Source organism: Streptomyces marispadix (assembly GCF_022524345.1).
GTDB lineage: Bacteria > Actinomycetota > Actinomycetes > Streptomycetales > Streptomycetaceae > Streptomyces > Streptomyces marispadix.
On record NZ_JAKWJU010000002.1, the window covers coordinates 2448123 to 2461806 of the forward strand.

The following is a 13684-nucleotide window of genomic DNA, read 5'->3' on the forward strand; positions in this document are numbered from 1 at the left end:
TCCGGCCGCGCACGCTCCGCGGCTGCCCGTAGGGTGGCCCGCATGAGTGAACAGGCAGAGATCGGCGTCATCGGCGGTTCCGGCTTCTACTCCTTCCTCGACGACGTGACCGAGGTCGCGGTCGACACCCCTTACGGAGAACCGAGCGACTCGCTCTTCATCGGCGAGCTGGCCGGGCGCCGGGTCGCCTTCCTGCCGCGGCACGGCCGCAAGCACCATCTGCCACCGCACCGGATCAACTACCGCGCCAACATGTGGGCGTTGAGCTCCGTGGGTGCGCGGCAGGTGCTGGGCCCCTGCGCCGTCGGAGGGCTCCGCCCGGAGTACGGGCCGGGCACGCTGCTCGTGCCGGACCAGCTCGTCGACCGCACCAAGTCGCGTGCGCAGACGTACTTCGACGGCGAGCCGCTGCCCGACGGCACGACTCCGCACGTCATACATGTGGCCTTCGCCGACCCCTACTGCGAGAACGGGCGCCGGGCGTCGCTGTCGGCCGCACGCGAACACGGCTGGGACGCGGTGGACGGCGGAACGCTGTGCGTGGTCGAGGGCCCGCGCTTCTCCACTCGCGCCGAGTCGCGGTGGCACGCCGCGCAGGGCTGGTCCGTGGTGGGCATGACGGGCCATCCGGAGGCCGTCCTCGCCCGCGAACTGGGGCTCTGCTATTCGTCGTTGACGCTCGTCACCGACCTGGACGCGGGCGCGGAGACCGGCGACGGGGTCTCGCACGAGGAGGTGCTCCGCGTCTTCGGTGAGAACGTCGGACGCCTGCGGAACGTGCTCTTCGACGCGGTCGCCAGGCTGCCCGAGAAGCGTGACTGCGGCTGCGCGCAGTCGCTGGGGGGAATGGACCCGGGCATCGAACTTCCGGGGGCGCTGGACTAGGAGGGCCGGAGGCTTCCGGCCGCTCGGAGGGGCCAGGGCGGTCGTCTGAGGCTGTCCGCGGCGTAGACCCGCTGGGCAGAGGGATCGGGAGTCGGGTGGCCGGGGGCCGCTACGGCTGGCGTAGGCGCTACGTGCAGTTCCCGGCGCGGGCGGCGCGAGCATGCTTCGACGCACTCGTGAGGGTGGCGGATTTGTCCACAACCACGTGGTTATCCACAGAACTGCTCTGATTTCTCCGGCGAGTTCACAAAGCGGGCAGTCTGGGCTGCGGAAGAGGAGTGACCGACGCTCCGACGCTCAGACGGCAGGCGGTGATCGTGATGGCCCGGCGACTCGGATCGCGCGGAGGCGGCGCGGGCGGCATCCATGGTGACGGTGACCACGGTTCGCGCCCTTATGAGCGGCGCGACCGCCCCGGCCCTGTTCCCGGCCGCTGCGTGGTGGCGGACATCACACCGATTCGTCCGCGATCGCGCGGCAGACACCGTCTGCGACGGATCACGCGAGGAAGGCGACGAGTCACCGCTGCGGGCCTCGCCGTAGCCGCGGCGGCGCTGTCCGGTCAGATCGCCCGTGCCGACCGTCCCGCTCCGGCACCCACCGAGAGCGCGCGGAAGCCCGCCGGTTCGCCGACTGCCGTGTCGTCACAGGCGGTTGAGCGCGCACCGGGAGCGGGACGGCGCACGGCCACGGTGTCCGTCCCCGTACGGATCGCGGACGCCGGGGCCGTACGGCTGCTGCGTCCGGGAGACCACGTCGACGTGATCTCCGGCGCGGACGGCACCGAGTCCTCCAGGGTCGTGGCCAGGGGCGCCCGGGTGGATCGGCTGCCCGGGTCCGTGGAGACTGGGCCGGTCGGTGCGGCGGACGGCGGAGCGCTCGTCGTGCTCAGGGTGCCGCGCGGGACGGCCACCGCACTCGCCGGTGCGGGAGCCGCCGGCAGGCTGGCGGTGACGCTGTGCTGAGTCCGTGCTCCCGCCGCCCAGCCCACCGCGCGTACCTCGGAAAGATCGACGAAAGACAGGTCGTAGAGCGTGGGAGCTGTGGAGAGCGAGAAGAAGAGCCTGCTGGCGGGATTCAGGGAATTCCTGATGCGGGGCAACGTGGTCGAGCTGGCGGTCGCGGTCGTCGTCGGGACGGCCTTCAGCAAGATCGTGGATTCCGTCGTCAAGGGCCTGATCAATCCGCTGGTCGGTGCGATCGGCACGAAGGACCTGGACAAGTACAGCTCCTGCCTGAAGGCGCCCTGCGAGATCAACAAGTCCACGGGCGAAGTGGTGAAGGGCGTCCCGATCAACTGGGGTCCCGTGCTCAGCGCCTCGCTGACCTTCCTGATCACCGCGGCGGTCGTCTATTTCCTCATGATCCTGCCGATGACCAGGTACAAGGAACGGCTGGCCGCACGGAAGGGCACCCCCGAGGCGCCGCCCGAGGTGAACGAGATCGATCTGCTGACGGAGATCCGCGATCTGCTCGCCGCCCAGCGCGACGGTTCGGGACCGGGGGCGGGCTCTGCCGACCCCGGGGCCACGGGCACGGAAGGCGCGCTGGGGCAGCAGCGCGACGGGGACGAGGGACGGCCGGAAGTGAGCACGGAGAAGCGGTAGTCGGGCCTGCGGCCCCCGGCGCGATCGGCGGTGCGGCGACTGACGGCGGGCCTGACGGTGGCCGGGCCGCCGCCTGTAGAGCCGCCGCTGGCCCGGGGGCCGGTGACCCTCGCATGTGCGGGTCTGGAGGGAGCGGCCCGTGCGGATGTGGGCCCGACCGATGTGGATGCGCCGGGAGCGGGCCTCACAGGTGGTGCGGCGGCTTCTCCTCCAGGAAGCGGGCCAGGTCCGCATCGGCCTTCTCCGGGCGCTCCCCCCGGGGGACCCTGCCCGTGCCGCCGTCGCCTGCCTGGCCTTCGCCCCAGCCGCTGTCGCTGTCGTCCGCGGAGCGCAGGCTCAGCGGATCGTCGAACTGGAGCCGCGCGGCGGGGTCGGCGGGCTGCTGCGAACCGGTGGTCATGCCTGAAGCCTACGGCGTCCCCCTGCGCCTGGTATCCATGCCGTATGACTCCTCAGGACGCTCTGACGGATGTGCCGGGCATGCGGGTCGGCCACGCTCAGCGGACGGAAGCCGACCGCCCCGGCTGGCTGACCGGCACGACCGTGGTGCTGGCTCCGGAGGGCGGCGCCGTCGCCGGCGTCGACTCCCGTGGCGGCGCCCCCGGCACCCGGGAGACCGACGCGCTGGACCCGCGGAACGTCGTGGAACGCATCCACGCCGTGGTACTCACCGGTGGCAGCGCCTTCGGGCTCGACTCGGCCTCGGGCGTGGTGAGTTGGCTGGAGGAGGAGGGCCGCGGTGTGCCGGTGGGGCCGGATCCGGCCCAGGTCGTTCCCGTCGTACCGGCGACGGTCCTCTTCGACCTCGGCCGTGGCGGCCGCTGGCAGGCCCGCCCGGACGCGGCGCTGGGGCGGGAAGCGGTGGAGGCCGCGGCCTCGGCGGAGCCGGGAGCGCCCGTCCCGCAGGGCAATGTCGGAGCGGGCACGGGCGCGGTCGTGGGCGGCCTCAAGGGCGGTACGGGCACGGCGAGCACCGTGCTGCCGTCGGGAGTCACCGTCGGGGCGATCGCGGCTGTCAACGCCGCGGGCTCGGCAGTGCATCCCCAAACGGGCGCCCTCTACGGGGAGTTGTGGGATTCGCCTCCCCCGGTGCCCGAGGAGCGCACCCACGCGGAGGCGCGACGGCGTCTCACGGAGGCTCAGGAGGAGACGGGCCGCCGGTCCGCGGGTGTGCTGCGTCCTCCTCTCAACACGACGCTCGCGGTGATCGCGACGGACGCCGTGCTCACGCGTGCCCAGGCCCAGAAGGCCGCGGGCACGGCCCACGACGGGCTGGCCCGCGCGGTGCGCCCGGTCCATCTGATGCACGACGGCGACACGGTCTTCAGCCTGGCGACGTGCGAACGCCCCATGGCAGACGGCGAGTTCAACGACCTCCTGGGCGCTGCGGCGGATGTCCTGACGCGGGCCGTGGTCAAGGCGGTGCTCGCCGCCGAGAGCGTGGACGGTCCCGGCGGCGTCTTCCCGTCGTACCGGGACCTCTACGGGCGGTCGTAGCAGCGGGGCCTCCGCCACGACTGCCGCTGGTCGCCGGGCGTTTGCGGACCGGGCCGCGCGTCTTGTCCGTAAGGCCAACGACGTACGGCCGACGGATGGCGCCCGGGAAGACGTCGCCCTGCGCAAGGACTGTGGCGGGTCAACCAGCCGCGGGGACCGTCCCGTTCGGGCAGCGGCGAGCCCGGGTGAAGTCCGCCGGACGGCACCCGGGCGGGTACGGGTCACGCCGCCACGGCCGCCCCCGCGGTCTCCTCACGCTTCTCGTCACGCTTCCCTTCCGGCTTTCCGCCGGTGCCCCCGGCACCCGAACTCCTGCGCCCCCGCGCTCCCTTGAGGAGTACGACGAGCCCGGTGGTGACTGCCGTACCGGCCGCGATCGCGACGAGGTACTGCAACGGCGAGCCGATCAGCGGCACCACGAAGACACCGCCGTGGGGTGCGCGCAGCGTGCTGCCGAACGTCATCGTCAGCGCCCCGGTCACGGCACCGCCCGCCATGGACGACGGGATCACCCGCAGCGGGTCGGCGGCGGCGAAGGGGATGGCGCCCTCGGTGATGAAGGATGCGCCGAGCACCCAGGCGGCCTTGCCGTTCTCGCGTTCCGCGGTGGTGAAGAGCCTGCCGCGTACGACGGTTGCGAGAGCCATGCCCAGCGGCGGCACCATCCCGGCGGCCATGGCGGCGGCCATAATCGTCAGGCTGCCGTTGCCGGGATCGGATGTGGCGATGCCCCCGGTGGCGAAGGTGTAGGCGACCTTGTTGACGGGGCCGCCCAGGTCGAAGCACATCATCAACCCGATGAGCAGACCCAGCAGTACGGCGTTGGCGCCGGTGAGGGAGCCGAGCCAGTCCGTCATGGCCTTCTGCGCCGTGGCGACCGGCTTGCCGATGAGTACGAACATGAGCGTGCCGACCACGGCCGAGGACAGCAGCGGGATCACGACGACCGGCATGATGCCGCGAAGTACCCGTGGCACGGCGACCCGCCGGACTCCCGACACGAGCGCACCCGCCAGGAGACCGGCGACCAGGCCGCCGAGGAATCCGGCTTCGATCTCGACCGCGACGGCACCGCCGACGAACCCGGGCACCAGCCCCGGCCGGTCGGCCATGCCGTAGGCGATGTATCCGGCGAGGACGGGCACGAGGAAGCTGAAGGCGAGCTGGCCGATCTGGTTGAACAGGGCTGCCCAGCTTTGGAGTTCGGTCCACAAGAAGTGGTCGGCCACGGACTTGGCGTCGGCGATGCCATAGCCCCCGACCGCGAAGGAGATCGCGATGAGCAGACCGCCCGCGGCGACGAACGGGACCATGTAACTCACGCCGGTCATCAGCCACTTGCGCAGCCGGGTGCCGTAGCCGTCACCGGGTTCGCCTGCCGCGTCCACGGGGGTGCCGTGGCGGGGCGCCCTTACGGAGAGCTCTCCGCGTTCGGCCTTCGCCCTTACTTCGGCGACGAGTTGGGCGGGACGGTTGATCGCGGCCTTGACCCCGGTGTCGACGGTGGGCTTGCCCTCGAAGCGCTCCTTCTCTCGGATCTCCACGTCGTGCGCGAAGATCACGCCGTCCGCGGCGGCGATGACGGCGGGGTCGACGCGCTCGAATCCCGCCGACCCCTGTGTCTCGACGACGACTTCGGCTCCGGCGTCCCGACCGGCACGTTCCAGGGATTCGGCCGCCATGTAGGTATGGGCGATTCCGGTGGGACAGGACGTCACGGCAACGATCCGGAACGGAGGACCATCCGCTGCGTCGCCGTCGTCGTTCGCGCCGCTGCTCGTCGACTCGCCCTCGGCGCCTGCTCGTTCTGCCTGTGTCTTCGGGACCGGCTCCGGCACCGGCTCCGGGCTGGACGGGGACTCTCCCGCCCCCGGAGTCGCGTTCGAAGTCGCCTCCGTCAGCCCCGTCTCCGTGCCGGACGCTGCGTCCGCTGTCGAGTCGCCGCGTATGAGTGCCGCCGCCTGCACGGGGTCGCTGACCGAGCGCAGGGCCTGGGCGAAGTCCTCGTCGGCGAGCTGCCGTGCGAGCCGGGAGAGTATGCCGACGTGGTCGCCGTGGGCTCCGTCGGGAGCGGCGATCAGGAAGATCAGATCGGCGGGGCCGTCCGCGGCGCCGAAGTCGATGGGCACAGCGGCACGTCCGAAGGCCAGCGTCGGTTCGTCGACGTGTGCGCTGCGGCAGTGGGGTATCCCGATGCCGCCCTCGAGGCCCGTCGGCATCTGGGCCTCCCTGGCCGCCACGTCCTCAAGGAATCCTTCGAGGTCGGTGACGCGTCCCTCGGCGCGCATCCGCTCCGCGAGCGCACGTGCGGCTTCGTCCTTGGTGTCGGCGGTCAGGTCGAGGGCGACCAGCTCCGCTTTGATCAACTCGCTCATCACACGGCTCCATTGGCGCTGTCGGACAGGGGACGGCTCAGCGGGCGTCCCAGGGGGTGGTCCAGGGGTGGCTCTGCGGTCACGGTGACCTCGCCGGGGCGCAGATCCGCGGGGCACGGCATCTCGCTGCCGGGGAGTTGCACCGCCGCCAGGCCATGTGCGACCGCCGATGCCAGGGCCTGTGGCCCTGCCCCACCGGCACCGAGGAAACCGGCGAGCGAGGCGTCCCCGGCTCCCACGTCGCTGCGTACGGGTACGGGGGCCGCGCTGCCGAAGTACGTACCGGTCGCGTCGACCAGCAACTGGCCGGTGGCTCCCAGACTGGCGAGCACGGTCCCGGCACCGGCACCGCGCAGATCCTCGGCCGCCTTCACGGCGTCGCCCACGGTGGCGAGGGGGCGGCCGACGGCTTCGGCGAGTTCGTGGGCGTTGGGTTTGACCACGTCCGGCCGCTCGCGCAGCGCGGCGGACAGGGCGGGCCCAGAGGTGTCGAGGGCGATGCGTACGCCCTGCCGGTGGGCGCGGGCGACGAGTCCCGCGTACCAGGCGGGTGCGAGGCCACGGGGGAGGCTGCCGCTGCACACGATCCAGGAGGCCCCGGCTGCGGGACCGCGACCGGCACGACCAGTGCCGGCACCGCTTCCGCTCTCGGCAGCGCCCCCGTGTCCGGCCTCGGCATCCGCTCCGTGTCCGGCCTCGGCATCCGCTCCGCGTCCGGCCTCGGCAACGGCTCCGGCACCGGCGGCGCGTTCGCCTGCCGCCTCCAGCAGAGCCTCGGCCTCCTCGGGGCTGATCTCCGGGCCGGGAGCGTTGATCTTGGTGAGGCTGCCGTCTGGCTCGGCCAGCGAGATGTTGACCCGGGTCGATTCCCGTACGGGCACGCCCGCCACCTCGATGCCCCGGCGCTCCAACAGCCGGGCGAGCAGGGCGCCTTCGGGCCCGCCGAGCGGCAGGACGGCGACGGTGGCAAGCCCGGCGGCGGCCAGGGCACGTGAGACGTTGACGCCCTTGCCGCCGGGGTCGACGCGGTCGGCGTCGGCACGCAGCACCGCTCCTCGGGCGAGCCCGGCGATCTCGTACGTACGGTCCAGGCTGGGGTTCGGGGTGACGGTGACGACGGTGCCGGGCGTCCTGCCGTGGCCACCGGCCGCTGGGCGCCCCACGGCCGTGCCCGTGCCGGCTCCTGTGCCTGTGCTCATCCCGGTGCCTATTCGTCCGCCGCCCTGCCCACCGCTGTGTCCGCCGCTGTGTCCACCGGCCCGTCCACCGACCTGTCCGCCGCTCATACGCACCTGACCTCCGGCCCCTTGCTCTCGACGGCACGGGCGGCGTCCGCGTCGAGGCCGGTGTCGGTGATGACCAGGTCGACGTCGCCGAGGCCGCCGAAGCGGGCGAAGTGCGCACGCCCGTACTTGCTGGAGTCGGCGAGCAGCACCACCCTGCGCGCCGCCGCGATCAACGTGCGCTTGACCGCTGCTTCAGCCAGATCGGGGGTGGTGAGTCCGCCTTCCACGGAGAAGCCGTTGGTGGCGAGGAAGAGGAGGTCGGCGTTGATCTCGCCGTAGGTACGCAGGGCCCATGCGTCGACGGCGGCGCGGGTGCGGTGACGTACGCGTCCGCCGACGATGTGCAGATCGATCCCCGGGTGGTCGGCGAGCCTGGCGGCGAGCGGAAGTGCGTGGGTGACGACGGTGAACGAGGCGTCGACGGGGATCGAGGCGGCGAGGCGGCCGGTCGTGGACCCCGCGTCGAGGAGAACGCTTCCGTCGGGCGGCAGTTCGTCGAGGGCGGCCCGTGCGATGCGGTCCTTCTCGCCGGGAGCCGAGGCCTCGCGCTCGTCCAGGTCGGGCTCGAAGTCGAGGCGGCCCGCGGGGATGGCACCGCCGTGCACACGCCGGATGGCGCCCGCCCTGTCGAGCGCCTTCAGATCACGCCGTACGGTCTCCGCCGTGACCTGGAACTCCCGCGCGAGCGACAGCACCTCCACTCGGCCCCGCTGCTGTGCGAGGCGGAGGATCTCCTGCTGACGCTCCGGTGCGTACATGTGTCCCCGGTTCCGTTCCATGCCCGAACGTGTGACTCCGCGGGCACGCTACGACCAGAAGGGCTGGATGTAAACACACCTGGACACAAACGGGCATGCACGGGCTCCTATGCAGACACGTTCGGACCCTCTTCCAGGGCGCCCAAGCGCCAGGGGCGCCCCCCAGGCCGGGCAAGGCCGGGCGGGTCAAGGCAGGGAACCGCCGGAGACGGGCGCAACCGTTCCCAGCCGCTGCCGGCGGTTCTCGGCAAGGGAGTTGGAGCCGGATAGCACACAGGACAAGCCAGAGCAGACACCGGCCGACCCGGGCATGAGAGAGTCCCGGCGCTCGGGGGAGGGCACCGGGACTCGTCCTGGGAGCGGCCATGGAAGCCGCCGATCACTGCGCGCTCTTCGTATGACGCCGGGCCCGTGCACTCCACGGACCCCGCCGACCCCACTGGCTCGCTGGCTCTCGCTGACCGCAGCGGATGAGTGCGCTCGTCCTGTTGTTCCGCGTGCTTCTGTGCTGCTCGTACTGCTGCCTCTGCTCGTCCTGCCGTTCTGCTGCCCCCTGCGGCGCGGCTCCGCGAGCACCCCGCCCCGCGTGCCGGTCAGGCCGCCGCGTCGAAGCCGGTGTCCGAGGCGAGCTTCTTCAGCTCCAGCAGCGCGTGCTTCTCGATCTGCCGGATGCGCTCACGCGTCAGGCCGTGCTGCTTGCCGACCTCGGTCAGCGTGCGCTCACGCCCGTCGACCATGCCGTAGCGCGCCTTGATGATCGACGCGGTACGGGAGTCGAGACGGCCGATGAGCCCGTCCAGCTCCTCGCGGCGCAGCAGCGTCAGCACCGACTGCTCCGGCGAGGCCGCGGAGGTGTCCTCCAGCAGGTCGCCGAACTGCGTCTCGCCCTCGTCGTCGACGGACATGTTCAGGCTGACCGGGTCGCGTGCCCAGTCCAGTACGTCGATGACGCGCTCGGGCGTGGAGCTCAGCTCCGCCGCGACCTCCTCGGGCTCCGGCTCACGTCCGTGCTCCCTGTTGAACTCGCGCTGGACGCGACGGATACGTCCCAGCTCCTCTACGAGATGTACGGGAAGCCGGATCGTCCGGGACTGGTCGGCGATGGAGCGCGTGATGGCCTGGCGGATCCACCACGTCGCGTACGTCGAGAACTTGAAGCCCTTGCGGTAGTCGAACTTCTCGACTGCGCGGACCAGGCCGGCATTGCCCTCCTGGATCAGGTCCAGCAGGGGCAGCCCGCTGCGCGGATAGCGCCTGGCGACTGCCACGACGAGCCGCAGGTTGGAACGGATGAAGATGTCCTTGGCCCGCTCGCCCTCGGCGACGATCGCTTCCAGCTCCTCGCGGGTCGCGGTAGCACTCGCCGAGTCGGCGCTCAGCGGCTCCTCGTCCTTGTCCAGTATTCGCCGGGCGTAGACCCCGGCCTCGATGGCGAGGGACAGCTCGACTTCCTTTGCCGCGTCCAGCAGCGGTGTACGGGCGATCTCGTCGAGATACATGCCGACCAGGTCGCGGTCCGCGACTTCGCTGCCTGCGGCGCGAACACTGCTTGCCGTGTCAGTGGCACCGGTCGTGGTGGCCTGACGACGGGCGACGGCACGGGTTGCCATGCGTGCTCCCTTGCGAGTGGACTCAATCAAACTGGTCGGTGGCTTTGGTCGGGCACTCGTCGGGTGCCCCCATCCGTAGGAATCAACGAGCGGAAACCGGACTTAATTCCCAACCGCCGCGTCATTTTCCTGATCATGCAGTACCCTGCCCGGCCACGTCGGCGGACGAGCTGCGGAGACGACCCTGGAGGCACGTTCTGAGCGGGCGCCGGAGGAGTATCCGATGCGCCTGCGCGGCACTCGCACGAGTTCGCGAGGCGAGCCGTCCGCCGTCTTCGGCGCCGTTCGTCATGCCCGCTGAGCAGCGGCATGACTGACTGCTCTCCCTCCTAGAGACGACTCGGAGGGGCGGTTGGTTGCGCGAGTGACCCGGCTCATAGGGACGAAGAGCGGTCAACGGCCGTTCCCCGTACGGGCGCGGGGTGCCACCGGGCCGTTAACCGGAAGCGGCGGACCCGCATCCGGCCAATCTCGCTCCGCCTCGCCGCCGAAGTCGCCCACTACGCAACGTAGGTACGTAACGACGCGGCGCCGGGGCCTGACAGCTGCCCTGTGGCGATCAACGCCGCACGCCCCACGTCGAATTCCCCGACCAGGAGCCCGGACGAGTCCCCCCTCCCCCGTCCTTCCCCCCACCCTTCGCCCGCCCTTTCCCCGCGCTCCGCCTGCACTTCCGCCTGTGCCCCGCATCACAGAGGCTCACCAGTGATTCACTGTCCCCGGTGGGTAGTTGCGGCTTCAACGACCTCTCGTTCAGGGAGGACGCGTAAGAGGCGCGTGCCCGTGGCACCGCAACACAGCGAAAACGCAAGTCACTTGGACAGGAGTTCCATGATCACCCCGACACCGGCAGACTCCGGCTCCGCGCAGCTCAAGGTCGCCGTCGTCTACTACTCCTCGACCGGTACCGTCGCCGCCCTCGCCAGGGAGATCAGCGAGGCCGCGGACGGAGAAGGCCGGAGCCGAAGTCCGCCTGCGCCGCGCGCCCGAGCTGGCGCCGCAGTCCGCCGTCGAAGCCAACCCCGCCTGGGCCGAGCACCAGCGGGCCGCTGCCGCGATACCCGAGGCCCTGCCCGGCGACATCGAATGGGCCGACGCCGTCCTCCTCGGTACGCCGACCCGCTTCGGCAACGTCTCCTCGCAGCTCAAGCAGGTCCTCGACCAGCTCGGCGGGCTGTGGGCGGAGGGCAAGCTGGCCGACAAGGTCTACAGCGGATTCACTTCCTCCGCGACCGTGCACGGCGGTCAGGAGTCGACCCTGCTCGCCCTGTACAACACCGTTCACCACTTCGGTGGCCTGATCGTCGCCCCCGGCTATACCCACCCGTCGAAGTTCGCCGACGGCAACCCCTACGGCACGTCACACGTCGACGCCCAGGGCGACAAGCCGGTGGACGAGACGGCCCGTCAGGCCGCGCGGATACAGGCCGAGCGCGTCGTGAGGATCGCCAGTGCGGTCAAGGCCGGGCTCGCCGCCTGACGCACCATCCGACGTAAAGGCGCAAGCTCCCGGTAGCCGCCGGGAGTCGACATCCGCCGGGAGTCGACAGCCACCGGGAGTCGACGGACCTGACGGCTCGTAACCCCGCGGCAGGCGCACCCCGGCGCTCACCGGCACCGCTCCCCCTCCCCGTACAGCCAGGTGGCGGATGCCGGGCGCCGGGCGCCGGGGCGCCGCCCGCCAGTGGACTGGACCCATGGAACTTCCGCGCGGCGTCTGGTCCTCCCTCCGGACCGCTGCAACGATGTGCGCTCCCGTATGCCCGTAAGCCCGTATGACCGGGCCATGCGGCCCCGTGTGAGGAGCACTCATATGCAGCAGACGCCGCCCACGCAGTCCACCACCCGCAGACAAGTCCTCGCCGGAGCAGCCGGGGCAGCCGGTCTCGCCGCGGGCTTCGCCCTTGCCGCCGGTACGGCGCACGCGGCCACGCCCGGCGAAGACGAACGAATCCGGCGCACGGCCCGCGCGCTGCTGCGCCGGATGTCGCTGAAGGAGAAGATCGGGCAGCTCTTCGTCGTCGAGGTATACGGCAAGACGGCGGACTCCTCACACGCCAAGAACGAGGAGCTGTACGGAGTTTCGACTCCGGCGGAGGTCGTCGCAAAGTACCGTCCGGGCGGCGTCATCTACTTCGACGCCCGCCGCGGCCCCGACAACCTCAAGTCCCCGCGCCAGGTCGCCGGACTCTCCAACGGGCTTCAGCGCGCGGCCCTTCGCACCGGCGCCCGCATCCCGCTGCTGGTCTCCGTCGACCAGGAAGGCGGCAGCGTCGTCTACCGCATGCTGGAGCCGGCAACTCAGCTTCCGGGCAACATGGCGCTGGCGGCGGGCCGTTCACGTGCCGACGTACGCCGGTCCTCCGAGATCATCGGCACCGAACTGGCCGCGATGGGCATCAACCAGAACTACGCGCCCGTCGCCGACGTCAACATCAACCCGGACAACCCCATCATCGGCGTGCGCTCCTTCGGCTCCGACCCGGACCTGTGCTCCGAACTGGTCGCCGAGTCCGTACGCGGCTACCACCGCGGCGAAGTGGCGAGCGCGGCAAAGCACTTCCCCGGCCACGGCGACACCGACGTCGACAGCCACACCGGCCTGCCCGTCATCAAGCACTCGCGCGAGGAGCTGGAGAGGACCGACCTGCCGCCCTTCCGCGCTGCCATCGCACAGGGCGTCGACACGATCATGACGGCACACATCGTCGTACCGTCACTGGACTCCAGCGGCGTCCCCGCGACCATGTCGAAGGCCATCGTGACCGGGCTGCTCCGCGAGGAGCTGGGCTTCGACCGCCTGATCGTCACCGACGCGCTCGACATGGGCGGCGCCACCGAGGACTTCCCGCCTGACGTCGCACCCGTGAGGGCCCTCAAGGCAGGCTGCGACCAGCTCGTGCTCGCGCCGAAGGCGGACACCGCGCACGCCGCCGTGCGGAAGGCCGTCGACAGCGGCGAGGTGTCCCGCGACCGGCTCGACGCCTCGGTGCTGCGCATCCTCGAACACAAGCTGCGTAACGGCCTGTTCCCCCGCCCCTACGTCGACGAGGACCGCGCCGACCGGGTCGTCGGCAGCCGCCGCCACACCGCGGACGCCGCCGCCATCACCGACCGCACGATCACCCTCGTACGCAACGAGGACGGCACGCTGCCCCTCTCCGCGGCGGCCCGCAACGTCCTGGTGACCGGCTGGGACACCGACCAGGTCGGCATCCTCGCCCGCACGGTCGCGGCACGTGCACGCCAGAAGGCCACCGCACTGGCCACCGGTGCCACGCCCGGCACGGAGAAGATCGAGGAGGCCGTCACCGCCGCGAAGGAGCACGATGTGACGGTCGTGCTGACGAACGCCGCCGCGTCCGCCAAGGACAAGGGCGCGGCACAGGCCGACCTGGTGAAGGCGCTGGTGAAGACCGGCAAACCGGTGGTCGCGGTCGCGGTGCGCAACGCGTACGACATCCGCCGCTTCCCCGACGTGCCCGCCTATCTGGCCACCTTCTCCTACGGGAAGCCGTCGCTGGCGTCCGTCGTGAGGACCCTGTACGGCGACGTCGACCCGGGCGGCAGGCTCCCCGTCTCCGTTCCCGCGCTCGACGAGGGGGACGGGACGCTCTACGAATACGGGCACGGCCTGAGCTACTGAGGCTCCGGCGCAGGGCGGTC

At 71.4% G+C, this 13684-nt stretch carries 10 protein-coding genes and 1 pseudogene; 6 read left to right on the forward strand and 5 right to left on the reverse strand.

Annotated features, from left to right (window positions below):
- Positions 1-42: 42 nt before the first annotated feature.
- From MMA15_RS10380 to mscL, 3 genes are all read left to right on the forward strand, one after another.
- The gene (locus MMA15_RS10380; RefSeq protein WP_241058820.1) at positions 43-885 is read left to right on the forward strand and encodes an S-methyl-5'-thioadenosine phosphorylase; all 843 of its coding nucleotides are present in this window, start codon (positions 43-45) and stop codon (positions 883-885) included.
- A 278-nt stretch (positions 886-1163) separates the two neighbouring features.
- Positions 1164-1850, forward strand: a complete 687-nt coding sequence (locus MMA15_RS10385; protein WP_241058821.1) for a hypothetical protein — start codon at positions 1164-1166, stop codon at positions 1848-1850.
- A 78-nt stretch (positions 1851-1928) separates the two neighbouring features.
- Positions 1929-2492, forward strand: a complete 564-nt coding sequence (gene mscL, locus MMA15_RS10390; protein ID WP_241058822.1) for a large conductance mechanosensitive channel protein MscL — start codon at positions 1929-1931, stop codon at positions 2490-2492.
- A gap of 184 nt (positions 2493-2676) precedes the next feature.
- On the opposite strand, the gene MMA15_RS10395 is transcribed toward mscL, so the two are convergent.
- Entirely contained in the window at positions 2677-2892 is a 216-nt protein-coding gene (locus tag MMA15_RS10395) for a hypothetical protein (RefSeq protein ID WP_241058823.1), read from the reverse strand.
- Between the two features lie 44 nt (positions 2893-2936).
- Here MMA15_RS10395 and MMA15_RS10400 point away from each other — a divergent pair, with 44 nt between their 5' ends.
- Positions 2937-3989 (forward strand): P1 family peptidase, encoded by a 1053-nt coding sequence (locus MMA15_RS10400; protein ID WP_241058824.1) that lies wholly within the window; start codon positions 2937-2939, stop codon positions 3987-3989.
- Between the two features lie 221 nt (positions 3990-4210).
- Here the strand turns inward: MMA15_RS10400 and MMA15_RS10405 are convergent, their stop codons facing one another.
- The 4 genes from MMA15_RS10405 to MMA15_RS10420 form a co-directional block, all read right to left on the reverse strand.
- Positions 4211-6364 (reverse strand): PTS fructose transporter subunit IIABC, encoded by a 2154-nt coding sequence (locus tag MMA15_RS10405; RefSeq protein ID WP_241058825.1) that lies wholly within the window; start codon positions 6362-6364, stop codon positions 4211-4213.
- On the reverse strand, positions 6364-7563 hold the full coding sequence (locus tag MMA15_RS10410) for a 1-phosphofructokinase family hexose kinase (protein ID WP_241058826.1): 1200 nt from the start codon (positions 7561-7563) through the stop codon (positions 6364-6366). Before MMA15_RS10410 ends, MMA15_RS10405 begins: the two co-directional genes overlap by 1 nt.
- 83 nt (positions 7564-7646) lie before the next feature.
- The gene (locus MMA15_RS10415) at positions 7647-8408 is read right to left on the reverse strand and encodes a DeoR/GlpR family DNA-binding transcription regulator (RefSeq protein WP_241058827.1); all 762 of its coding nucleotides are present in this window, start codon (positions 8406-8408) and stop codon (positions 7647-7649) included.
- Positions 8409-9001: 593 nt separating this feature from the next.
- A complete protein-coding gene (locus tag MMA15_RS10420) occupies positions 9002-10018 on the reverse strand; it encodes a sigma-70 family RNA polymerase sigma factor (RefSeq protein WP_241058828.1) in 1017 nt (338 codons plus the stop codon).
- 831 nt (positions 10019-10849) lie between these two features.
- Here MMA15_RS10420 and wrbA point away from each other — a divergent pair.
- Both wrbA and MMA15_RS10430 read left to right on the forward strand, forming a co-directional pair.
- Positions 10850-11498 (forward strand): annotated as a pseudogene (gene wrbA, locus MMA15_RS10425) (NAD(P)H:quinone oxidoreductase).
- A 333-nt stretch (positions 11499-11831) separates the two neighbouring features.
- On the forward strand, positions 11832-13664 hold the full coding sequence (locus tag MMA15_RS10430; protein WP_241058829.1) for a glycoside hydrolase family 3 protein: 1833 nt from the start codon (positions 11832-11834) through the stop codon (positions 13662-13664).
- Positions 13665-13684: the final 20 nt, after the last annotated feature.

What these genes read in the sequence shown, in the direction of transcription:
- MMA15_RS10410 (WP_241058826.1), bottom strand. Translation starts at nt 7,563, where the DNA reads ATGAGCACAGGCACAGGAGCCGGCACGGGCACGGCCGTGGGGCGCCCA.
- MMA15_RS10415 (WP_241058827.1), bottom strand. Translation starts at nt 8,408, where the DNA reads ATGTACGCACCGGAGCGTCAGCAGGAGATCCTCCGCCTCGCACAGCAG.
- MMA15_RS10395 (WP_241058823.1), bottom strand. Translation starts at nt 2,892, where the DNA reads ATGACCACCGGTTCGCAGCAGCCCGCCGACCCCGCCGCGCGGCTCCAG.
- MMA15_RS10430 (WP_241058829.1), top strand. Translation starts at nt 11,832, where the DNA reads ATGCAGCAGACGCCGCCCACGCAGTCCACCACCCGCAGACAAGTCCTC.
- MMA15_RS10405 (WP_241058825.1), bottom strand. Translation starts at nt 6,364, where the DNA reads ATGAGCGAGTTGATCAAAGCGGAGCTGGTCGCCCTCGACCTGACCGCC.
- MMA15_RS10400 (WP_241058824.1), top strand. Translation starts at nt 2,937, where the DNA reads ATGACTCCTCAGGACGCTCTGACGGATGTGCCGGGCATGCGGGTCGGC.
- MMA15_RS10420 (WP_241058828.1), bottom strand. Translation starts at nt 10,018, where the DNA reads ATGGCAACCCGTGCCGTCGCCCGTCGTCAGGCCACCACGACCGGTGCC.
- MMA15_RS10380 (WP_241058820.1), top strand. Translation starts at nt 43, where the DNA reads ATGAGTGAACAGGCAGAGATCGGCGTCATCGGCGGTTCCGGCTTCTAC.